Source organism: Ramlibacter pinisoli (genome assembly GCF_009758015.1).
GTDB lineage: Bacteria > Pseudomonadota > Gammaproteobacteria > Burkholderiales > Burkholderiaceae_C > Ramlibacter > Ramlibacter pinisoli.
Genome location: NZ_WSEL01000003.1, coordinates 294180 through 315878, shown reverse-complemented (window position 1 = coordinate 315878; position 21699 = coordinate 294180). Strand labels below are relative to the sequence as shown.

Below are 21699 nucleotides of genomic sequence, written 5' to 3'. Positions count from 1 at the left end.
AGGGCCCCGCGGGGCCCTCGTTGACGGGGAACGAACCGGTCGGTCAGTCCCGCTCGCCGCCCGCGATGCCCAGCAGGGCCAGCAGGCTCTGGAACACGTTGAACGCATCCAGGTACAGCGCCAGGGTGGCGGAGATGTAGTTGGTTTCGCCGCCGTCGACGATGCGCTTGAGGTCGTACAGCATGAGTCCGCTGAAGATCGCGATGGCCAGCACGCAGATGACCAGCATGCCGGTGCCGGAGCCGACGAACGCATTGATGATGGAGCCGACCATCAGTGCCATCGCACCGACGAACAGGAACTTGCCGAAGCCCGACAGGTCGCGCTTGATCACGGTGGACAGGCTGGCCATCACGAAGAACACGCCGGCGGTGCCGCCGAATGCCGTCATGATGAGGCTGGGGCCGTTGCGGAAGCCCAGCACCGTGGCGATCAGGCGCGAGATCATCAGGCCCATGAAGAAGGTGAACGCCAGCAGCACGCCGATGCCGGCGGTGGAGTTCTTGGTCTTTTCGATGGCGAACATGAAGGCGAAGGCACCGCCCAGGAACACCACCAGGCCCATGCCAGGGGTCAGCCTCGCGGTGATGCCGGTGGACACGCCGACCCAGGCACCCAGCACCGTGGGCAACAGGCTCAGGGCGAGCAGCCAGTAGGTGTTGCGCAGGACGCGGTTGCGCTCCTGCACGGAGGGCAGGGCATAGCCGTAGCCGGCCGGAGAGACTTGCTCGTTCATACCAAAGCTCCTTTTCGGTGAACGTCGAGTTAGACGAAAAGATTCTAGTGAGGTTCCCGTTGGGCCCGAGCATATCCCCTGGCGGTATGCTCGCCCGCACCATGAAGACCAAATCCATGCTGGAACTCGCGGACGTCAAGGCCATCGCCGCCGCCGCGGAAGCCGAGGCACTGAAGAACCACTGGGCCGTGAGCATCGCCATCGTCGACGACGGCGGCCACCTGCTCTGGTTGCAGCGCCTCGATGGTGCCGCGCCCGTCTCGGCCCACATCGCGCCTGCAAAGGCGAACACGGCGGCGCTCGGCCGGCGCGAGAGCCGCCTTTACGAGGAGATGATCAACGGCGGCCGGGTGTCGTTCCTGAGTGCGCCCGACATCCGCGGCCTACTGGAAGGCGGCGTGCCCATCCTCAAGGACGGCCTGTGCATCGGCGCAGTCGGTGTCAGCGGGGTCAAGTCCAGCGAGGATGCCCAGGTCGCCCGCGCCGGCATTGCCGCGCTGGGGCTCTGACCCTCACTTGGTCAGGATGAGCTTGCCGAGGCGGGTGGCCTGCAGGCGATAGATCTCGCCGTTGTGGCGGATCTCCACCGAACGTCCACCCCGCAGCAGGGTGGTGCTGTCCAGGGGCGTCGGCGGCCCGGACGGCAGTGTCTCGGCGCTGCGCTCCTCCTCGCGGCCAGCCGACGCACCGGCCTGCGAACCGGCCGGCGGCGTCATGGCGTACGCGGCTCCGTGATGAAGCCGATCTTGCGCAGCCCGGCCTGTTGCGCCGCCGCCATGGCCTGCGCCACCTTCTCGTAGCGCACCGCCTTGTCGCCGCGGATGTGCAGTTCGGGTTGCGGGGTGCGCGCCGCTTCCACCTTCAGCAGGCCGGCCAGGTCGGCCTCGGCCACCTGGCGTTCGTTCCAGAAATAGTTGCCCTGCGAGTCGACCGACAGCCGCACCGTTTCCGGCTTGGTGTCCTGCGGCTGGGCACTGGCGCGCGGCAGGTCGATGTTGACCGCGTGCTTCATCACCGGGACGGTGATGATGAAGATGATGAGCAGGACCAGCATGACGTCCACCAGGGGCGTCATGTTGATCTCGTTCATCACCTCGTCGGTGTCGTCCTGGGTGCCGAAGGCCACGTCAGACCCCCTTCTTCATCGCCACCACGTTGCCGGCGCCGCCGGCGGACACCCGCGCACCGGTGAGGAAGTAGGCGTGCAGGTCATGGGCGAAGCGGTTGAGCTTCATGATGACGGTCTTGTTGCCGCGCACCAGTGCGTTGTAGCCCAGCACGGCCGGGATGGCGACAGCCAGGCCGAGCGCCGTCATGATCAGCGCCTCGCCGATCGGGCCGGCCACCTTGTCGATGGTGGCCTGGCCCGCCACGCTGATCTCCATCAGCGCGTGGTAGATGCCCCAGACGGTGCCGAACAGGCCCACGAACGGCGCAGTGGACCCGACCGACGCCAGCACCGCCAGGCCGGACTGCAGGCGGGCGGTGGATTCGTCGATCGAGTTGCGCAGGCTGCGCGTGAGCCACTCGCTGACGTCCAGCGAATCGTGCAACTGCGGCTGCGCGTGGTGGTGCGCCGTCGCTTCGCGTCCTTCGGTCGCCAGCGCCCGGAACGGGTTGGCCGGGTCGGTGCCGAGCTTGCTCACGCCCTCGGCGAAATCGGCGCTGTGCCAGAAGCCTTCGGTCTGGCGCGCCTGGCGGGCGTGCCGGCCGAGATCGAGCGCTTTGACGATGATGACGATCCAGGACGAGAGCGACATCACGAGCAGCAGGATCGCGACGCCGCGGGTAACGAGGTCCCCCTGGTTCCAGAGGTTCAGCAGGCCAAATTGGGATGTCATTCTGTTATTCACTCCAGCACGAAATTGATCGGGACCCGGAACCACATCGCCTCCGGAACGCCACCGCGCTTGCCGGGAACATAGCGCCACTTGAGGACCGTGGCGACGGCGGCCTGGTCGAGGCGGTCGTAGCCGCTCGAATCGGCCACTTCGGCGCGCTGTGCGAGGCCGTCGGTGCCGATCAGGACGCGCACCACCACCTTGCCCTGCTCGCCGAGGCGCTTGCTGATCGGCGGGTAGGCGGGCTTGGGGTTCTGCAGGTAGTCGGCGTCGGTCGAAGGCAGTTCGACCCGGGGTGCCGGCGGCGCCGGAGCGGGAGCCGGCGGCGCAGGCGCGACCGGGGCCGCGATGGGCGGCGCGGGCGGCTGGGGCGTGGCGACGCCCAGGGGGGCATTGGGAGCCGGAGCGGGATCGGGCCGCGCGACCGGCTGCGGGGCGGGTGGCAGCGGGCGCGGTGCCGGCGCCTTCTTCGGCGGCGGCTCGGCCTTGACGGGGGGCGGCGGGGCCGGCGGCGGTGGCGCCACCTTGGGCTCCTCGGGCGTCAGCTCGGTCAGGATCGCCGCCGGAACGATGATCTCGATCGTTCGCCGCAGCAGGCCGGATTGCAGCGCCCACAGGGCCGCCACATGGAACAGCACCACGCCGCCGGCGATGACGAGGTTGCGATGGCGGGTGAAGGGAGGGGCGGCGACGGACACGGGAATGCGGAAACCGAGGATGCGAATCGGGTGGAGGTGCTGGGCGCTAGCGGCGGAACACCCACCGCAGCGCCAGCAGCACCAGGGCGACGCTCAGCCCAAGGAAGGGGAGCCAGCCCATGCGACGCTCTCGGCCGAGGCGGCGCCGCGCAGGGCGGCAACCGGAGCACTGTGGCAGCACTGGTCGACGATGTCGCGGGCGCAGCCTTCGCACTGCCCGCATTGCGTGGCGACGCCCAGCTCGAACTGGATGTCGTCGAAGCTCATGCCGGCACGCGCGTGGCGGACGATCTCGCGGTCGGAAACTCGGCGGCAGACACAGACGATCATGGCGGACAGTGGTGGATCAGGCAGCGACGAGCAGAGTATAAATGAGAATCTCTCTCATTCGCAAGCCGTTTGGCGGGCGAGGGCATTCGGATCCAGCAGGTCGTCCGGCATGTCCCGCAGGCTGGTAACGCCCGACAAGGCCATGGCCGCCTCCAGCTCGTCCCGCAGCACCCGCAGCACGTGCGAGACGCCCAGTGCGCCGGCGCTGGCCAGCCCCCAGCCGACCGGTCGGCCGATGAGCACGGCCGAGGCACCCAGCGCCAGCGCCTTCAGCACATCGGTGCCCCGACGGATGCCCCCGTCGACGATCAGCGGCAGGGTGCCGCCGGTTGCCTTGGCAATCTGGGGCAGTGCCTGGGCCGTGGCCGGCGTGCCGTCGAGCGTGCGGCCGCCATGGTTGGACACGACGAGGCCCGCGACGCCGAGCGCCTGGGCACGGCGGGCGTCGGCCGGGTGCAGCACGCCCTTGATCCACAGCGGCAGCCGGGTCTGGGCGGCGACCCATTCCACGTCGGCCCAGGTCGGGGCACGCGCCAGCAGGCCTGCCAGCGTGCCGTCGCCCGCAGCGGTCGATGCGAGGTTGGCCGCCACCACCCCGGACGGCAGCCGGAAGCCCGCCCGGCGCTCGGCATCCCGCACGCCGTTGACTGGCGCATCGACGGTCAGCACCAGCGCTTCGTAGCCCGCCGCCTCGGCCCGCCGGATGAGATCCAGCGACCGCGCGCGGTCGGCCTGCAGATAAAGCTGGAACCAGAGCGGGCCCCGGTCCTGGTCGTTGCGCACGGCGGCGGCCACCGTCTCCAGCGGCACGTTCGACAACGTGCTCAACACGAAGCCGGCCTGCTGTGCCGAGGCGGCGATCGCGCTTGCTACCTCGCCGTCCCCGTGCAACAGGCGCTGGTGCGCGAGCGGTGCGACGAGGAGTGGGTGGGCGAGGCGGCTTCCGGCCAGCGTCACTTCCGTGCTGAGCCCCGCCAGCGGGGCCAGGACCCGCGGCCAGAGCTGGAGCGCGTTCCAGCCCGCGCGGTTCGCCCGCCGTGTCAGGCCATCGCCTGCCACGCTGTCGAGGTAAGCCCAGGTGTTCGGGTCCAGGCCGGTGCGCGCACGCGCCTCGTGGTCCGACAGGGCAACGACGCCGGGGGGCAGCGCGACCGGCGTCGTTCTCACGTGTCCGCCCACATGCGCAGGAGGTTGTGGTACGTGCCCATCAGCGACACGGTCTCGGCGCTCTCGCCATGCAATTGGCGCAGCGCCGTGAGGGCATCGTCGAGCTCGAGCAGCAGGCGCCGCCGCTCCTCGCCGCGCACCATGCTCTCGACCCAGAAGAAGCTGGCGAGCCGGCTGCCACGGGTGACGGGCCGTACCTCGTGCACGCTGGTGCCGGGGTAGAGGACGGCGTGGCCCGCGGGCAGTTTCACGGATTGCGACGCTGTCCCGTCGTGGATCACGAGTTCGCCGCCGTCGTAGCTCTCCGGCGCGCACAGGAACACCGTGCAGGACAGGTCGGTGCGGACACGCTGGCCGCCCTCGGCGAAGCGGACGGCACCGTCGACGTGCGGGCCGTAGTGGTTCGCCTCGTCGGCGTAGCGGTTGAACGCCGGCGGAAAGACGCGCTTGGGCAGGGCGGCCGCCAGGAAGCGGGGCGACCGTTCGAGGGCGCGCAGGACCAATGCCTGCAGTTCGCGTGCCGCCGGGGCGTCGCCGGGGACCTGTTCGTTGCGTTTGGCTTGCGCCGCCTGGTCGCCGGCCGTGGCGCGCCCGTCCACCCAGGGCGCGCCTTCCAGCAGCTCACGCGCGCGCTCCACGTCCGGTTCGGAGAGCAGCGGGAACGTGAGCACCATGGCGTGGCCTTTCAGAACCGGGTGATGAGGCCGACCTGCACCAGCCGCCCGGCACCGGGAACGTAGTGGCCGCGGTAGAGGGAATCGGCATACAGCTTGTCGCCGGCATTGATGATGTTGCCCTTGATCGTGACCTGTTCGCTGAAGCGGTATTCCGCCATCAGGTCGACCGTGGCGAAGCCGGGGGCTTCCCAGGCCGGCGCGGTGACGTCTGCCGGCGCCTGGGCACTGCGGAAATTGATGCCCGCGCCCACGCGGACGGCGCCGGTCAGCTGGTAGGTGCTCCAGATCGTGCCGCTGTGGCGCGGGCTCAGGCCGGGCCGGTCGCCGACCCGGTTGCCCACCGTGCCCTGGGCGCAGGCGGCCGGCGCCGCGGGGCAGGGCGCCGCCTCGTCGACCTTGGCGATCGGCATCCACATATAGGAGCCGTAGACCTCCCAGCGGGGCGTGAGGCGCCCGGTGAGGTCGATCTCGAAGCCGGCGGAGTGGCGCTTGCCCGACAGCAGCAGCCGGTCGGCGGCGGTGTCAATGTCCGTGTTGCGCTCGTTCATCTTGGTCGAGTGGAAGATGGCCAGCCGCGTCGTGAACCGGTGGTCGGCCGTGTCCAGCTTGGCCCCGACCTCGATGTTCTGGCTCTTCTCCGGCGGCGTGTTGGCGCTCTGCGCGTTGTACGAATAGGTGTCGCCCGAGGTGTTGAACGACGTGCCGTACGACGCGTGGAACGAGTGCAGGTCGTTGGGCTGGTACAGCACCCCGACGCGCTGGCTCCATTCGGAGATCTTCTGCTGGAAGCTGGTGGTGGTCACCGGGCCGGAAGCGTTGGCGGGAATGGCGAACTGGTTGTAGCGCCCGTCCATGTTGTCGTAGCGCAGGCCGCCCAGCAGCTTCCAGTGCGGCGCCACCTGCATCAGGTCCTGCGCGTAGAGGCCGTAGGCCTTGGCGACGAAATTGCTGCTGTCGCGCAGCACGCGGTTGGCCTCGGGGATCGTGGCCCCGTCATTGGGGGTGCCGGCCAGGGTGTTGGGTTTGACCAGGTCGACCCCTCCCTGTGCCGCCGTGCGGCTGGCCAGCAGGGTCTTCTCCTCGCGCGCGAAATCGACGCCGGTCTGCACTTCGTGTTTGTATCCCAGAGCATTGAACCTGGTGCTCAGGTCACTCTGGCCGTGCAGGGTGTCGACGTCCTGGATCTTCAGGTTGGTGCCGCGCGTGAACACGGTGCCCGGGCCGAAGGTGGCCAGGTCCGCGGCCGCGCCGCCCGGTTGCAGGCCCGCCGCCGCGAAGCGGATGGCGCTGGCACGCAGGTCACGCTGGAAGATGCCCTTGCGCACCTGGGTGCGCAGTTCGCTGCCGTCGTCGAATCGGTGGATGTGGTTGATCCCCAGCATCTTGGCGAGGCCGGCGTTGTAGTCGCTCGCCATGCCGAAGTAGTCGGTCGGCTTGAGGCCACCGATGATGGTGTTGCTGGCGGTGGTGTCGGACGCACGCGGCTTGATCCAGGGCAGGCCGTAGTTGATGCCGTTGTTGTTGTTCAGGTAGTAGGCGTTGACGAGGAACTCGTTGCGCAGCCCGATGCCCCACCGGAATGCGCCGGCCACGCCTTCCTTGTCCACGCTGCTGCCGGCGCCGTTGTTGTCGGCCTTGGTGCGCATGACGTTCAGGCGCACGGCGGCATCCTGGCCCACCTGGCGGTTGAAGTCGCCGGTGATGCGGCCGTACGCGTGGTTGCCGATCGTGGTGGCGACCTCGTTCTCGTCGATCAGGCGGGGCACCTTGCTGACCTGGTTGACGGCGCCCCCAGTGGACCCGCGCCCGAACAGCATGGAGGCGGAGCCGCGCAGCAGTTCGACGCGGTCGTTATTGAACGTGTCGCGGTCGTAGAACGCCGGGTCGCGCATGCCGTCCAGGAAGATGTCGCCGGTCCCGGCGAGCGAGAAGCCACGCAGCCGGATGTCTTCCTCGCCGCCTTCGGCCGCCTGGAAGCTGATGCCGCCCGTGTTGCGCAGCACGTCCTTCACGGTGTCGAGATTGCGATCGTCGATGAGCTTCTCGGTCACGACGGTGATCGACTGCGGGATGTCGCGCAGTTCCTGGTTGCCCTTGCCGATGGTGCTGCGGGTGGCACGCACGGAATCCTTGCCTTCAGGCGCCTCGGCCTTGTCCTTCACCTCCACCTGCTGCAGGGTCCGTCCGCCTTCGCTGCCGGGATTGGTCTGCGCGAGCGATCCGAACGAGGCCGCCAGCATCATGGCGCCGAGCGGCAGCAGGGCAGGGCTGGATGGGGTGCGGTTGCTGGCCGCAGGCTGGGCGGACAGGACGGCGGGTGCATTCGAAGCCAAGGAAACCTCCAAGGCCGCAGGTAGGTGCGGCGAATCAGTGAGGCTGGCTGGCGGAATGGCTGGCTCGCCGGATGGGATTTACAAAGTGTACACGCAAATGCGAATCCCTCTCATTTAGAGTCGAGAGGCCTGCATGAGCCGGGCGGCGCTTTCCCTCCGGGGCACGGGTCTCGTCGTCTGTTCCGATCGCTCCGAGAGAAGGGTGCCGACGCGCCCGCCGTCGTCGTTGCTCCCGGCGCGGAGTGACTGGCGAGTTGCGGCCAGCTTGGCGGTGCGCCAAAAAGAAAAACCGGCCAGCGCGTGCTGCGCGGCCGGTTCTGATCGGGACGGAGCCGGGCTTAGCCGGGCTCACCCATCTGGGACTGCAGGTAGTTCTGCAGACCGACCTTGCCGAGCAGGTCGATCTGGGTCTCGAGGAAGTCGATGTGCTCCTCGGTGTCGGTGAGGATGTCCTCCAGGATCTCGCGCGAGACGTAGTCCTGCGCGCTCTCGCAGGCCGCAATGCCCGCCTTCACCGTGGCCTGCGCGCTTCGCTCGCTCTGCAGGTCGGCGTTCAGGATTTCCGGCACGTCCTCGCCAACCAGCAGCTTGCCCAGGTCCTGCAGGTTGGGCAGGCCGTCCAGCATCAGGATGCGGGCGATCAGCCGGTCGGCGTGCTTCATCTCGCCGATCGACTCCTCGTATTCCTTCTTCGCCAGCTTGTCGAGTCCCCAGTGCTTCAGGATCCTGTAGTGCAGGAAGTACTGGTTGGTCGCCGTGAGCTCGTTCTTCAGCTGGGCTTGCAACTGCTGGATGACTTGGGGGTTGCCTTGCACTGTTGTTCTCCGGGGTGTGCGTGAGTCGCACATTCTGACGCCAAGTCCCGCGACCCGGCGGATCCCCACACGCAGGCCTGCGGCCTGCGTGTGAGAAGCATTCGCGTCACGCCGGAGCGGTGGTGCGGATCAGGTGATCGAAGGCCCCCAGTGCCGCCTTGGCGCCGTCGCCGGCGGCGATGATGATCTGCTTGAACGGCACCGTGGTCGCGTCGCCGGCGGCGAACACGCCCGGCATCGAGGTCTGGCCCTTCGCGTCGACCACGATCTCGCCGTGCCGCGACAGCTCCAGGGTCCCCTTGAGCCATTCGGTGTTGGGAACCAGCCCGATCTGCACGAACACACCCTCCAGGTCGACGCGCCGCTGCTCGCCGCCCGCACGATCCTTGTAGGTGAGGCCGTTGACCTTCTGGTCGCCGGTGATCGCCGTGGTCTGCGCGTTCAGGATCACGCTCACGTTCGGCAGGCTGCGCAGCTTGCGCTGCAGCACCTCGTCGGCCCGCAAGTGGGTGTCGTATTCCACCAGCGTGACATGCGCCACGATGCCCGCCAGGTCGATGGCCGCCTCCACGCCGGAATTGCCGCCCCCGATCACCGCCACCCGCTTGCCCTTGTACAGGGGGCCGTCGCAGTGCGGGCAATAGGCCACGCCCTTGTTCCTGAACTCCTTCTCGCCCGGGACGTTGATGTTGCGCCAGCGCGCGCCGGTCGTGATGATCACGCTCCTGGCCTTGAGCGAGGCGCCGCTCTCCAGCGCCACCTCGATCAGCCCGGCATCGGCCTGCAGCGCCTTGGCGCGCTGCAGGTTCATGATGTCCACGTCGTAATGGCGCACGTGCTCCTCCAGGGCCAGCGCGAACTTCGGCCCTTCGGTCTCCTTGACCGACACGAAGTTCTCGATGCCCAGGGTGTCGAGCACCTGGCCGCCGAACCGTTCCGAGGCCACGCCGGTGCGGATGCCCTTGCGCGCCGCGTACACGGCCGCCGCGGCGCCAGCCGGCCCGCCACCGACGATCAGCACGTCGAACGGGTCCTTGGCCGCGATCTTCTTCGCGTCGCGCTCGGCGCCGCCCTTGTCGATCTTGGCCACGATCTCCTCCAGGCTCAGGCGGCCGGAGTCGAAGAAGGTGCCGTTCAGGAACACCGTCGGCACGCCCATGATCTGGCGCTCCTTGATCTCGTCCTGGAACAGGCCGCCCTCGATCATCGTGGTCCTGATGCGCGGGTTCTGCACCGCCATCAGGTTGAGGGCCTGCACCACGTCCGGGCAGTTGTGGCAGGTGAGGGACACGTACACCTCGAACTCGAAGTCGCCGTCCAGCCCGCGGATCTGCTCGAGCAGCGCCTGCTCCACCTTGGGCGGATAGCCGCCGACCTGGAGCAGCGCCAGCACCAGCGAGGTGAACTCATGGCCCATCGGCAGGCCGGCAAAGCGCGGGCCGCCGGTCTCGCCTGGGCGGTTGATCGCGAACGACGGACTGCGCATGTTGCCGCCACGCACTTCGGTGACGGTGATCAGGCGCGAGCTGTCCGCGACGTCCTTCAGCAGGGCGCGCATGTCGGCGGAGGCGGGCGTGTCGTCCAGCGTGGCGGTGATCTCGACGGGCTGGGAGATCCGGTCCAGGTAGCTGGCGAGCTGGGCTTTGAGGCTGGCTTCGAGCATGGGGTGTCAGTCCTTTGGATGGCGGAAAAGAAAAGGGCCGCGGCGGCGTGCACCGGGGCCCTTGGCGGCGGAAGCGGGCGGCCGCGAGGCCGCCGTCACGCGCGCAGGGTCAGATCTTGCCGACCAGGTCCAGCGACGGCTTCAGGGTCTGGGCGCCTTCTTCCCACTTGGCGGGGCACACCTCGCCCGGGTGGGCGGCGATGTACTGGGCGGCCTTCACGCGGCGCAGGGTCTCCTTGGCGTCGCGGCCGATGCCGTTGTCGTGCACCTCGATGGTCTTGATCTTGCCTTCCGGGTCGATCACGAACGTGCCGCGCAGCGCCAGGCCGGTGTCCTCGCCTTCGGTGATCAGCACCTGGAAGAAGCGGGCCAGCTGGTGGCTGGGGTCGCCGATCAGCGGGTACTGCACCTTGCGGATGGTGTCCGACGTGTCGTGCCAGGCCTTGTGGGTGAAGTGGGTGTCGGTGGACACGCCGTAGACTTCCACGCCCAGCTTCTTGAACTCGGCGTAGTTGTCGGCCAGGTCGCCCAGCTCGGTGGGGCACACGAAGGTGAAGTCGGCGGGGTAGAACACGACGACGGACCACTTGCCCTTGAAGGTCTGCTCGCTCACCGGCACGAACTTGCCGTTGTGGTACGCGGTGGCCTGGAACGGGACGACTTGGCTGTTGATCAGGGACATGCTTGAACTTTCCTCTAGTGGGTAGTGGTGGGGAACAGACGATAGGTTAGGGCCGGCCAGCCGATAAAGCCAATTGATTGAGCCAACCCATTGCATTGCTTGGCTCTATTGACCGCGGCCGCGCAAGCGGCCGGGACGTCAATACTCCAGCCGCTCGGGCCGGATCTCCTGCAGGATGGTGGTGGCGATCTCCTCGATCGACTTGGTGGTCGTCGAGAGCCAGCGGATGCCGGCGCGCCGCATCATGGCCTCCGCCTCAGCGACTTCCATGCGGCAGTTCGCCAGGGCAGCGTAGCGCGAATTCGGCCGGCGCTCGTTGCGGATCTCGGCCAGGCGCTCGGGCTGGATGGTCAGCCCGAAGATCTTCTTGCGGTGCGCCGCCAGCGCGGCCGGCAGCTGCTGGCGCTCGAAGTCATCGGGGATCAGCGGGTAGTTGGCCGCCTTCAGGCCGTGCTGCATGGCCAGGTACAGCGACGTCGGCGTCTTGCCGCTGCGGCTGACCCCGACCAGGATGACGTCGGCCTGCTCGAGGTCTCGGTTGCTCTGGCCGTCGTCGTGGGCCAGGCTGAAGTTGATGGCCTCGATGCGGTCGTGGTATTCCTTGCTCTTGCTCACGTCGGAGAAGCGGCCCACCCGGTGGTTGGACTTCATGCCCAGCTCGATTTCCAGCGGCCGCACGAAGGTGCCGAACATGTCGAGCAGCATGCCCCGGCAGCCGTCCTCGATGACCTGCAGGATCTCCACGTTCACCAGCGTGGTGAACACGATGGGGCGGCGGCCCTCGAGCTCGGCCACGTGGTTGACCTGGCGCACCACCTGGTGCGCCTTGTCGACGGTGTCGATGAAGGGCAGCCGCACGTGCCTGGGCTTGAACTCGAACTGCGCCAGGATGGCGTTGCCGAACGTCTCGGCCGTGATGCCGGTGCCATCCGAGATGAAGAAGACGGTGCGCGAGTGCATGGCCATGGTCCGATCGTAGCAACCGGCGCCGGCCCGGCGGCTCCCCGCCCTGCCTACAATGCACCCCATCATGTGTCCGTCCCGTCGTGCCCCCGGCCCATTCGAAGAACAACGAAGCCGCACGCCTGGACGCGACCCGCTGCGCTGGAGCGCGGACCCGGTTTCAACTTCTGGAGCTTCCCCATGTCTGCCCTGTTCAGCGCGACCGCCCTGGTCGTACCGTTTGAGAACCTGAGGATGACCGACGTCGAGGCGGTTGGCGGCAAGAACGCCAGCCTCGGCGAGATGATTTCGCAACTGCCACAGGGCGTTCGCGTGCCCACCGGCTTCGCCACCACGGCGCACGCGTTCCGCCAGTTCCTGGCCCACGACGGGCTGGCCGACCGCATCCAGAAGCGCCTGCAGGCGCTGGACACCGAGGATGTCCGGGCGCTGGCCGCGGCCGGCGCCGAGATCCGGGGCTGGCTGGAGGCCCAGCCGTTCCCGGCCGACCTGGAGCGCGAGATTCGCTCCGCGTTCGAGACGCTGCAGGCCGGCAGTCCCCAGGCCAGCTTCGCCGTGCGCTCGTCGGCCACCGCCGAGGACCTGCCCGACGCCTCGTTCGCCGGCCAGCAGGAGACCTTCCTGAACGTGGTGGGCATCGAGGACGTACTGCACAAGATGAAGGAGGTGTTCGCCTCCCTCTACAACGACCGGGCCATCAGCTACCGGGTGCACAAGGGCTTCGCCCACGCCGACGTGGCGCTTTCGGCCGGGGTGCAGCGCATGGTGCGCAGCGACCTCGGTGCGGCCGGCGTGATGTTCACCATCGACACCGAGTCGGGCTTCAGCGACGTCGTGTTCATCACCTCCAGCTACGGCCTGGGCGAGACGGTGGTGCAGGGCGCCGTCAACCCGGACGAGTTCTACGTCCACAAGCCGATGCTGCGGGCCGGCAAGAAGGCCGTCATCCGCCGCAACCTGGGCTCCAAGCTGATCCAGATGGTGTTCAGCGGCGCCGACGAGAAGAAGGCCACCGGCAAGCTCGTCAAGACCGTCGACGTTCCGCTCGAGCAGCGCAACCGCTATTCGCTGACCGACGCCGACGTCGAGCAGCTGGCGAGCTATGCGCTGGTCATCGAGGAACACTACGGCCGACCGATGGACATCGAGTGGGGCAAGGACGGCAGCGACGGCCAGCTCTACATCCTGCAGGCCCGTCCCGAGACGGTGAAGAGCCAGCAGCAGGGCAAGGCCGAGATGCGCTACAAGCTCAAGGGCAAGGGCAGCGTGCTGGCCGAGGGCCGGGCCATCGGCCAGAAGATCGGCACCGGGCCGGTGCGCCTGGTCCACAGCATCGCCGAGATGGAGCGGGTGCAGGCTGGCGACATCCTGGTCACCGACATGACCGACCCGAACTGGGAGCCGGTGATGAAGCGCGCGGCGGCTATCGTCACCAACCGCGGCGGGCGCACCTGCCACGCCGCCATCATCGCCCGCGAGCTGGGCATCCCGGCAGTGGTCGGCTGCGGCGACGCGACCGCGCTGCTCAAGGACGGCACCCTGGTCACCGTCAGCTGCGCCGAGGGCGACACCGGCTTCATCTACGACGGCCTGCTGGAGACCGAGGTCAGCGAGGTGCAGCGCGGCGTCATGCCCGACATCGCGGTCAAGATGACGATGAACGTGGGCAACCCGCAGCTGGCGTTCGACTTCGCCCAGCTCCCCAACCATGGCGTCGGGCTGGCGCGGCTCGAGTTCATCATCAACAACAACATCGGGGTTCACCCGAAGGCCATCCTCGACTACCCCAACGTCGACGCCGACCTGAAGAAGGCGGTGGAATCGGTGGCGCGCGGCCACGCCTCGCCGCGCGCCTTCTACGTCGACAAGGTCGCCGAAGGCGTGGCAACCATCGCGGCCGCGTTCTGGCCCAAGCCGGTCATCGTGCGGCTGTCCGACTTCAAGAGCAACGAGTACCGCAAGCTCATCGGAGGCTCGCGCTACGAGCCGGAAGAAGAGAACCCGATGCTCGGGTTCCGCGGCGCCGCCCGCTACGTGAGCGAGGCCTTCCGCGAGGCCTTTGCCATGGAATGCGAGGCGATGCTGCGCGTGCGTCGCGACATGGGCCTGACCAACGTGGAGATCATGGTCCCATTCGTGCGGACTCTGGCCCAGGCCAAACGTGTCACGGAGCTGCTGGCGGTGCAGGGGCTGCGCCGGGGCGAGGACGGCCTGCGCGTGATCATGATGTGCGAGGTGCCCAGCAACGCCATCCTGGCCGACGAGTTCCTCGAGTACTTCGACGGCTTCTCGATCGGCTCGAACGACCTGACGCAGCTCACGCTCGGCCTCGACCGCGACTCGGGCCTGGAATTGCTGGCCGCCGACTTCGACGAGCGCGATCCGGCCGTCAAGGCGATGCTCTCGCGCGCCATCAAGGCCTGCCGGGCACAGGGCAAGTACGTCGGCATCTGCGGCCAGGGCCCCAGCGACCATCCGGACTTCGCCCAGTGGCTGGCGGACGAGGGCATCACCTCGATCTCGCTCAACCCGGACAGCGTCATCGCCACCTGGCAGCAGCTGGCCAAGCGCTGAGGCCCGCGAGCAATCCCTAGCCGCCGCCTCCCGGCCCGGTGCGATCATCGGGCGGGAGGACACACATGGCCGATACCGACCGCCAGGGCGCGCGCTACGAGCGCCGGCTCGGGCGCATCCTGGCGACTTACGTCGCCGGGCTGTGCGCCATGCTGCTGCTGCTGGCATGGGCCGAACAGGAAGGCATCTCGCGCCAGTGGCTCGGGCCCTTCCTGCTGTTCGCCACCGTCATGGCCTATGCCGCCATCGGCATCTGGGGCCGCACCACGGACCCGGAGGAGTACTACGTCGCGGGGCGGCGCATCCCGCCGTTCTACAACGGCATGGCCGCCGCCGCCGACTGGATGAGCGCGGCGTCCTTCATCAGCCTGGCCGGGGGGCTGTACCTGCAGGGCTACACCGGCACGGCGGAGCAGCCGGGCGGGCTGGCCTACGTGCTCGGGTGGTCCGGCGGCTTCTGCCTGGTGGGGCTGCTGGTCGCGCCCTACCTGCGCAGCCTGCGCCTGTACACCTTGCCCGACTTCTTCCAGGTGCGCTATGGCGGCGCCTGGCCGCGCCGGCTGGCGGCGGTCGGCGCCATCGCCTGCTCGTTCACCTACGTCATCGCCCAGATCTACGGCATCGGCCTGATCGCCTCGCGGCTCACCGGCGTGCAGTTCGAGATCGGCATCCTGCTCGGGCTCGGCGGCGTGCTGCTGTGCTCCTTCCTGGGCGGCATGCGGGCGGTCACCTGGACCCAGGTGGCGCAATACGTCGTGCTGTTGCTGGCCTTCCTGATTCCGGTCTCCTGGCTCGCCTACAAGCAGCTGGGCAACCCGCTCGCGCCGCTGGTCTACGGCAAGCAGCTCGACAAGATCGAGCAGCTGGAACGCCGGCTGGTCGACGACCCGAAGGAAAAGGAAGTGCAGGCCGAATACCTGCGCCGCGCCGAGCGCTACCGGCTGTGGCTCACCGACATCGAAGGCTCGCTGGAGCGTGAGCGGGCGGCGGCGCAGGAACGCATCCGCCGGCTCAAGGCCGAGGGCGCGGACTCGGCCCGCATCGTCGCAGCACACCGGGAGTTCGCGGCGCTGCCGCGCGATGCGCAGTCGGCCCGCGACCAGTGGGGCAGGGCCCTGCAGGAAAGCCTGGATCGCTCGCGGCCGCTCACCGGGATGCCACCGCACTCGCGTCCCTTCGCCGGCGACCCCGATGGGACGCCGCAGGAGCAGGAGGCGTTCAACCTGTCGCGCCGCAACTTCCTGGCCCTGATCTTCTGCCTGATGCTGGGCACGGCGGGTTTGCCCCACCTGCTGACCCGCTTCTACACGACGCCGGGCGTGGCGCAGGCGCGCAAGTCGGTGGCCTGGGCGCTGTTCTTCATCACGCTGCTCTACCTGAGCGTGCCGGCGCTCGCCGTGCTGGTGAAGTTCGAAGTGATGCAGCACCTCGTCGGCAGCAGCTTCGACGCCCTGCCGCCATGGATCGTCCAGTGGGCCCGGGTCGACCAGTCGCTGGTGGCCGTGACCGACATCAACGGCGACGGCAAGGTGCAGTTCGGCGAGATCCGCCTCGGGGCGGACGTCATCATGCTGGCCACACCCGAGATCGGCGGCATGCCCTACATCGTCTCGGCGCTGGTGGCGGCGGGCGGACTGGCCGCGGCCCTCTCCACCGCCGACGGCCTGCTGCTCACGATCAGCAATGCCATGGTGCGCGACCTGTACAGCCAGGACGTCGCCACCCGCATGAACCCGGAGCAGCGGGTGATCCTGTCGAAGTTCGCGCTGTTGCTCACGGCATTGCTGGCGGCGGTGGTGGCCTCACTCAAGCCCGCGGACATCCTGCCACTCGTGTCGGCGTCGTTCTCGCTTGCCGCGTCCACCTTCGTCCCGGGCCTGGTGCTGGGCATTTTCTGGAAGGGCGCCACGCGGGCCGGGGCGGTGGCCGGCATGGCGGCCGGCCTGGGCCTGACGACGTACTACATCGCCGCCAATGCGCCCTGGCTGCGGGCCTGGATCGGGCTGGCCGGGCCGCCGCAGCTGTGGTTCGGCATCGTGCCGGTGTGCTCCGGCGTGTTCGGGGTGGCGGCCGGTGTGACGGTGAACGTCGCCGTGAGCCTGGCCACCCGCCGGGGCGCGCTGCGGCCGGCCGTCCGGCAGGCTAGAGGGGGCTGAAGTCGGACCGGCTGGCGCTCTCGATCATGCCCAGGTCGTCCAGGTCGGTGAGCAGGCGCTCGGCATCCCCGATCGACTGCGCCAGGCGGCACAGCTCACCCACGTCGCGCTTGCCGTCCACCAGGATCAGCAAGGACCGGAGGCGCACGCCCAGCGCGGCGTCGCGGGTGGCCAGGGCCTCCGTGCCGCTGGCCGACTTGCGGTAGATCGTGTGCTTGTCCATCCTCGCCCTGTGGCCCATCGATACGGTGGGAGCATAGCGTCGCCGCCGCATCCCCCGCAAATGTCCGAGCGCCGCGGTCCCGTCTGTCAGCCGTCGGTAAGCCCGTCCGCCAAGCATGGCCGCTGAAGGAGCAGCACATGGATGCGCAGGAGCGGGAACGGATCTACTGGCGCAAGAGCCTTGCCGTCACCGGCGCGCTGCTGGCCGTCTGGTTCTGCGCCACCTTCGGCGTCGGCTACTTCGCCCGCGACCTGCAGATGCACTTCGCCGGCTGGCCGCTCGGGTTCTGGGTGGGTGCGCAGGGCGGGTTGGGGGTGTTCGTCGCCATCAACTGGTTCCATGCACGCTACATGGAGAAGCTGGACGCCACGTACGGCATGCACGACGAGGCCTGAGTGCCCCCCTGGGGCAGCTTGTCGGGCTGTCGTATAATCTTTGGCTTTGCCTTGCCGCACCCCTGAGTTGACGCTGGGGGCGGCTGTCCCGCCGGGGCGAAACGGTCCGAGAGGGCCGCCAGTTGCCGGCACATCCTCAAGGAGAGTCCATGCGTCATTATGAAATCGTGCTGCTGATCCACCCGGACCAGAGCGAGCAGGTTCCGGCCATGCTGGAGCGTTACAAGGGCATGATCACCGCCGGCGGTGGCAAGGTCCACCGTGTCGAGGACTGGGGTCGCCGCCAGCTGGCCTACCAGATCAACAAGCTCGGCAAGGCGCACTACCTGTGCATTAACATCGAGGCTGACCAGAACGTGATGGGCGAGCTCGAGCACGCCTTCCGCTTCAACGATGCCGTGCTGCGCCACCTCACCGTGGTTCGCAAGAAGGCCGACACCGGTCCGTCGTCCATGATGAAGACGGTCGAGCGCGAGGAAGCTCGCAAGGCCCAGCAGGCGGAGTACCAGGCGTCGTAAGACGGCAGCCGTTGCGGGCCGCCTGGCGATGAATCACGTCGCGCTCAGCGCGGTGATCGCCGAAGCCAGCACGCTGCGCTATACCCCGGCCGGGCTTCCGGCCCTGGACCTGAGGCTCGAGCATGAGTCCGATGTCCGTGAAGCGGGTCAGGCGCGGCAGGTGAAGGCGGCGGTCCGTGCGGTCGTGATCGGCAGCCTGGCGGAGACCATCGTCCGCCAGCCGGTCGGCAGCCACTGGGCCTTCACCGGCTTCCTGGCCACACCGCGCAACGGCAAGCACCCCGTGCTCCACATCCAATCGTTCGAATCAGCGTAAAGAGGCATCCACATGGCCACGTTCAAGAAATTCAACAAGGACAAGCGTCCGAAGCGCAACACGCAGTCGCTGCTGTTCAAGCGCAAGCGTTTCTGCCGCTTCACCGTCGCCGGCGTCGAGGAAATCGACTACAAGGACGTCGACACCCTGCGCGACTTCATCGCCGAGAACGGCAAGATCATCCCGGCGCGCCTGACCGGCACCCGCGCGATCTACCAGCGCCAGCTCAACACCGCCATCAAGCGCGCGCGCTTCCTGGCCCTGGTTCCGTACAGCGACCAGCACCGCATCTAAGGAGCGACCCCCATGCAAGTCATTCTTCTGGACAAGGTCGTGAACCTCGGCGGCCTCGGCGAGATCGTCAAGGTCAAGGACGGCTACGCCCGCAACTTCCTGATCCCCACCGGCCGCGCCCGCCGCGCCACCGAGGCGAACAAGGCCGAGTTCGAGGCCAAGCGCGTCGAACTCGAGAAGGCCGCCGCGGCCAAGCTGTCCGATTCCCAGGCCCAGGGCGAGAAGCTGGGCGGCACCACGATCAAGCTGACGCAGAAGGCCGGTGTCGATGGCCGCCTGTTCGGCTCGGTCACCAACGCGGACGTCGCCGAGGAACTCGGCCGCCAGGGCTACAAGGTCGCCAAGTCGCAGGTGCGCATGCCCAACGGTCCGATCAAGACCGTCGGCGACTCCACCGTCAGCGTGGCGCTCCACACCGACGTGGTGGTCGACATCAACGTCACGGTGTACGGCGAGACCGCCTGAGCCTTTGAGCCGCCGCGAGGCTGCGCGAGCAGCGTCGTCGTCGCCAGACAAGCCGCCCTACGGGGCGGTTTTGTTTTTTCCGGTCCGGAAATCCACAGCTTCCGGCCATCTGTCCACACCCTGTCCACCTGATCTGCCCAACGTTGTCCCTGGACAGTTCCCAGGTGGCCGTTAGCATCATTGCCGAGGAGATCCCCCCGCCCATGTCCGCCGTCCTGACCCCCGTCGAAGACGACTTCCCGCGTGACCGGCAGATCGCGCAGCTGCGCGTGCCGCCCCATTCGGTCGAAGCCGAATCCAGCGTGCTGGGCGGCCTGCTGCTCGACAACGGCGCCTGGGACCGGGTCGGCGACCTGCTGACCGATGGCGACTTCTACCGCTACGAGCACAAGCTGGTGTATGCAGCCATCGGAGCGCTGATCAACGCCAGCAAGCCTGCAGACGTCATCACGGTGTTCGAACACCTGCAGAGCCTGGGCAAGTCCGACGAGGTGGGTGGGCTGGCCTACCTGAACAGCCTGGCGCAGTACGTGCCGAGCGCCAGCAACATCCGGCGCTATGCCGAGATCGTCCGCGAGCGGTCCATCCTGCGCAAGCTGGTGTCGGCCGCGGACGAGATCGCCACCAAGGCGTTCAACCCGCTGGGCAAGGCGGTCGACCAGATCCTGGACGAGGCCGAGCAGAAGATCTTCAACATCGGCGAGGAAGGCTCGCGGATGAAGCAGGGCTTCCAGGGCATGGACAGCCTCGTCGTCGAGCTGCTCGACCGGGTCCAGGAGATGGCGGACAACCCGAACGACATCACCGGGGTGCCCACCGGCTTCCACGACCTCGACCGCATGACCTCGGGGCTGCAGGCTGGCGACATGATCGTGCTGGCCGCGCGCCCGTCGATGGGCAAGACGGCGTTCGCCATCAACATCGCCGAGCACGTCGCGCTCAACGAGGGCCTGCCGGTCGCGGTGTTCTCCATGGAAATGGGCGCCTCGCAGCTGGCGGTGCGTATCGTGGGCTCGATCGGCCGTATCGACCAGGGACACCTGCGCACCGGCAAGCTGAGCGACGAGGAGTGGCCCAGGCTGACCGAGGCGATCGAACGGCTGCGCAACGTGTCGCTGCACATCGACGAGACGCCCGGCCTCACCGTCAGCGAACTGCGCGCCAACGCCCGGCGCCTGGCGCGCCAGTGCGGCGGCAAGCTGGGCCTCATCGTGGTCGACTACCTGCAGCTGATGAGCGTCTCGACGGGCATGAACGACGAGAACCGGGCCACGGCCGTGGGCGAGATCTCGCGCGGCCTGAAGATGCTGGCCAAGGAGCTGGGCTGTCCCGTCATCGCGTTGTCGCAGCTGTCGCGCGGGGTGGAGTCGCGCACCGACAAGCGCCCGATGATGAGCGACCTGCGCGAGTCCGGTGCCATCGAGCAGGACGCCGACGTCATCATGTTCATCTACCGCGACGACTACTACAACAAGGACTCCAAGGAGCCCGGCGTCGCCGAGATCATCATCAGCAAGCAGCGCAACGGCCCCACCGGCACGTGCAAGCTGGCCTTCATGAAGCAGCTCACGCGGTTCGAGTCGCTGGCGATGGGTAGCGGCGACGACTTCTGACGTCGGTTCAATACGCCCAGTAGGGGCCGGGGCCGGCCGGGGTCGCCGCTCCGGCGCGCGCCACGAACACGGTCCGTCCCAGGAAGAACGGCAGGCCCCAGTCGAACGTCCGCGCCAGCCCGGGGTCGCCGCCGATGTTCGCGACGCCCGCGTTGGGCGCCAGGAGGTCGATGCTGTCCAGCGTGAAGGTCACCGTCCCGGACACGCCGGTGGCCGACATGTTGGTGGCCGACAGGGCCAGTGTCGCGCCCGGACAGTAGAAATCGCCGCATTGCGGCAGCGAAGGATCGCTGAAGAACAGCCCGTTCGAGCCGCTGTCCAGGAAGCTGGCCGGGTAGGTGACGCCCTTGTAGGTGGTGGTGAAGAAACCCTGCGAGTCGGTGGCGTAGACGGTGGCATTGCCCAGCTGGTTGTTGGCCTGCGTGCCGACGCCCAGCAGCATCACGCCGGTCGCGCCCGCTGCGCCGCCGGCCGGGACGGCCGGTAGCGAGAGCACCACGCCGTTGTTGTCGGTCGGCATCGCCGCCACCGGGTTGCGCACCTGGCTGGCGACGGCCACGCGGATCGACGTGCAACCGCTCTCGTCGCAGGCGAAGTACACCGCCGGCGCGGTGCTCACCTCGCACGCGGTGCCGCAGTCGCGATCGAACAGGCCGACGCCCAGGATGCCGCGCGACCCGCGCCCGGCGCCGATGCTGCGGCCGGTCGCCGAGCAGTCCGCAGGAACTGCCGTGAAGGGCGCGACGGGATCGTCCACCACGTGGATCGAGATCCCGGACGCGGTGGAGCCGCCCAGGCGGACGTCGGCCTGGCGGACCGATCCCCAGGCGAACCCGCTCGCGAAGTGCGCGCATTCGCCGACGGCCCGGCCGGCCGTGGTCACCCCTGGCAACGCCGGGCCCGAGGCGAGCGCCGAGGCCGCGATGCGCAACCCGCTCGAACCCGTGTCGACCAGCACGTGGTCGATGTCGATGCAGGACGAGGTGCCGGGCTGGCACACGGTGACCGTGACGAACGGCGCGTTGAGCGCGGAGCCGTCCGTGCCGCGGTCGACGGTGACTTGCACCACGTTGGCACCGGCGGCGCCGGCACCGGGAATCACCTGGCCGGAGGCCGATGCCGATGGCGACGTGGTGCTCCCGCCCGAGCCACCGCCGCAGCCGCACAACGCCAGCACAAGGCATGCGGCCGCATACCAAGCTTTCATTCGTTCCTTCCCTGCTCGGCGCTGTGCGTGCGC

General features: G+C 68.4%; 24 protein-coding genes. 9 read left to right on the top strand and 15 right to left on the bottom strand.

Features of this window, described 5'->3' with window-relative positions:
- Positions 1 to 43: 43 nt before the first annotated feature.
- Complete coding sequence (locus GON04_RS02690; RefSeq protein WP_157396458.1) at positions 44 to 736, bottom strand: Bax inhibitor-1 family protein; 693 nt, start codon at positions 734 to 736, stop codon at positions 44 to 46.
- A 101-nt stretch (positions 737 to 837) separates the two neighbouring features.
- On the opposite strand from GON04_RS02690, the gene GON04_RS02685 reads away from it, so the two are divergent.
- On the top strand, positions 838 to 1245 hold the full coding sequence (locus GON04_RS02685) for a GlcG/HbpS family heme-binding protein (protein WP_157396457.1): 408 nt from the start codon (positions 838 to 840) through the stop codon (positions 1243 to 1245).
- A 3-nt stretch (positions 1246 to 1248) separates the two neighbouring features.
- On the opposite strand, the gene hemP is transcribed toward GON04_RS02685, so the two are convergent.
- The 12 genes from hemP to ppsR all read right to left on the bottom strand — a co-directional run bounded on the left by hemP (position 1249) and on the right by ppsR (position 11902).
- A complete protein-coding gene (hemP, locus tag GON04_RS02680; RefSeq protein WP_157396456.1) occupies positions 1249 to 1452 on the bottom strand; it encodes a hemin uptake protein HemP in 204 nt (67 codons plus the stop codon).
- Positions 1449 to 1862, bottom strand: a complete 414-nt coding sequence (locus GON04_RS02675) for a biopolymer transporter ExbD (RefSeq protein WP_181653854.1) — start codon at positions 1860 to 1862, stop codon at positions 1449 to 1451. The genes hemP and GON04_RS02675 overlap by 4 nt, the downstream gene beginning before the upstream one ends.
- A 1-nt stretch (position 1863) precedes the next feature.
- Positions 1864 to 2577 (bottom strand): MotA/TolQ/ExbB proton channel family protein, encoded by a 714-nt coding sequence (locus GON04_RS02670; RefSeq protein WP_157396455.1) that lies wholly within the window; start codon positions 2575 to 2577, stop codon positions 1864 to 1866.
- An 8-nt stretch (positions 2578 to 2585) separates the two neighbouring features.
- Positions 2586 to 3281 carry an energy transducer TonB gene (locus tag GON04_RS02665; RefSeq protein WP_181654027.1) on the bottom strand — a complete coding sequence of 232 codons (696 nt, stop codon included), beginning with the start codon at positions 3279 to 3281 and terminating at the stop codon, positions 2586 to 2588.
- A gap of 87 nt (positions 3282 to 3368) precedes the next feature.
- Positions 3369 to 3605, bottom strand: coding sequence for a (2Fe-2S)-binding protein (locus tag GON04_RS02660; RefSeq protein WP_157396454.1), 237 nt, complete (start codon positions 3603 to 3605; stop codon positions 3369 to 3371).
- 54 nt (positions 3606 to 3659) lie between these two features.
- Positions 3660 to 4772, bottom strand: a complete 1113-nt coding sequence (locus GON04_RS02655) for an alpha-hydroxy-acid oxidizing protein (protein ID WP_181653853.1) — start codon at positions 4770 to 4772, stop codon at positions 3660 to 3662.
- A complete protein-coding gene (locus GON04_RS02650) occupies positions 4769 to 5446 on the bottom strand; it encodes a Fe2+-dependent dioxygenase (RefSeq protein WP_157396453.1) in 678 nt (225 codons plus the stop codon). The genes GON04_RS02655 and GON04_RS02650 overlap by 4 nt, the downstream gene beginning before the upstream one ends.
- A gap of 11 nt (positions 5447 to 5457) precedes the next feature.
- Positions 5458 to 7782, bottom strand: a complete 2325-nt coding sequence (locus GON04_RS02645) for a TonB-dependent receptor (RefSeq protein ID WP_338050874.1) — start codon at positions 7780 to 7782, stop codon at positions 5458 to 5460.
- A 338-nt stretch (positions 7783 to 8120) separates the two neighbouring features.
- Complete coding sequence (gene bfr, locus GON04_RS02640; RefSeq protein ID WP_181653852.1) at positions 8121 to 8597, bottom strand: bacterioferritin; 477 nt, start codon at positions 8595 to 8597, stop codon at positions 8121 to 8123.
- 106 nt (positions 8598 to 8703) lie between these two features.
- Positions 8704 to 10260 (bottom strand): alkyl hydroperoxide reductase subunit F, encoded by a 1557-nt coding sequence (gene ahpF, locus GON04_RS02635; protein ID WP_157396451.1) that lies wholly within the window; start codon positions 10258 to 10260, stop codon positions 8704 to 8706.
- Between the two features lie 109 nt (positions 10261 to 10369).
- Positions 10370 to 10942, bottom strand: a complete 573-nt coding sequence (ahpC, locus tag GON04_RS02630) for an alkyl hydroperoxide reductase subunit C (protein ID WP_157396450.1) — start codon at positions 10940 to 10942, stop codon at positions 10370 to 10372.
- A gap of 138 nt (positions 10943 to 11080) precedes the next feature.
- Positions 11081 to 11902, bottom strand: coding sequence for a posphoenolpyruvate synthetase regulatory kinase/phosphorylase PpsR (gene ppsR / locus GON04_RS02625; RefSeq protein ID WP_157398303.1), 822 nt, complete (start codon positions 11900 to 11902; stop codon positions 11081 to 11083).
- Positions 11903 to 12085: 183 nt separating this feature from the next.
- On the opposite strand from ppsR, the gene ppsA reads away from it, so the two are divergent.
- A complete protein-coding gene (gene ppsA / locus GON04_RS02620) occupies positions 12086 to 14479 on the top strand; it encodes a phosphoenolpyruvate synthase (RefSeq protein ID WP_157396449.1) in 2394 nt (797 codons plus the stop codon).
- 65 nt (positions 14480 to 14544) lie between these two features.
- Entirely contained in the window at positions 14545 to 16635 is a 2091-nt protein-coding gene (locus GON04_RS02615) for a VC_2705 family sodium/solute symporter (RefSeq protein ID WP_157396448.1), read from the top strand.
- Here the strand turns inward: GON04_RS02615 and GON04_RS02610 are convergent.
- Positions 16622 to 16858 (bottom strand): hypothetical protein, encoded by a 237-nt coding sequence (locus GON04_RS02610; protein WP_157396447.1) that lies wholly within the window; start codon positions 16856 to 16858, stop codon positions 16622 to 16624. The genes GON04_RS02615 and GON04_RS02610 overlap by 14 nt on opposite strands.
- 137 nt (positions 16859 to 16995) lie before the next feature.
- Here GON04_RS02610 and GON04_RS02605 point away from each other — a divergent pair, with 137 nt between their 5' ends.
- The 6 genes from GON04_RS02605 to dnaB all read left to right on the top strand — a co-directional run bounded on the left by GON04_RS02605 (position 16996) and on the right by dnaB (position 20459).
- The gene (locus tag GON04_RS02605; protein ID WP_157396446.1) at positions 16996 to 17253 is read left to right on the top strand and encodes a DUF4212 domain-containing protein; all 258 of its coding nucleotides are present in this window, start codon (positions 16996 to 16998) and stop codon (positions 17251 to 17253) included.
- A gap of 149 nt (positions 17254 to 17402) precedes the next feature.
- On the top strand, positions 17403 to 17771 hold the full coding sequence (gene rpsF, locus GON04_RS02600) for a 30S ribosomal protein S6 (protein WP_157396445.1): 369 nt from the start codon (positions 17403 to 17405) through the stop codon (positions 17769 to 17771).
- 28 nt (positions 17772 to 17799) lie between these two features.
- Positions 17800 to 18087, top strand: coding sequence for a primosomal replication protein N (gene priB, locus GON04_RS02595; RefSeq protein ID WP_157396444.1), 288 nt, complete (start codon positions 17800 to 17802; stop codon positions 18085 to 18087).
- Between the two features lie 12 nt (positions 18088 to 18099).
- Complete coding sequence (gene rpsR / locus GON04_RS02590; protein ID WP_048438842.1) at positions 18100 to 18381, top strand: 30S ribosomal protein S18; 282 nt, start codon at positions 18100 to 18102, stop codon at positions 18379 to 18381.
- 12 nt (positions 18382 to 18393) lie between these two features.
- Positions 18394 to 18846 (top strand): 50S ribosomal protein L9, encoded by a 453-nt coding sequence (gene rplI / locus GON04_RS02585; protein ID WP_157396443.1) that lies wholly within the window; start codon positions 18394 to 18396, stop codon positions 18844 to 18846.
- Positions 18847 to 19049: 203 nt separating this feature from the next.
- Positions 19050 to 20459: a replicative DNA helicase gene (gene dnaB / locus GON04_RS02580; RefSeq protein ID WP_181653851.1), complete on the top strand. Its 1410-nt coding sequence runs from the start codon at positions 19050 to 19052 to the stop codon at positions 20457 to 20459.
- Between the two features lie 7 nt (positions 20460 to 20466).
- Here the strand turns inward: dnaB and GON04_RS02575 are convergent, their stop codons facing one another.
- Entirely contained in the window at positions 20467 to 21666 is a 1200-nt protein-coding gene (locus tag GON04_RS02575) for a DUF3443 domain-containing protein (protein WP_157396441.1), read from the bottom strand.
- Between the last annotated feature and the right edge of the window lie 33 nt (positions 21667 to 21699).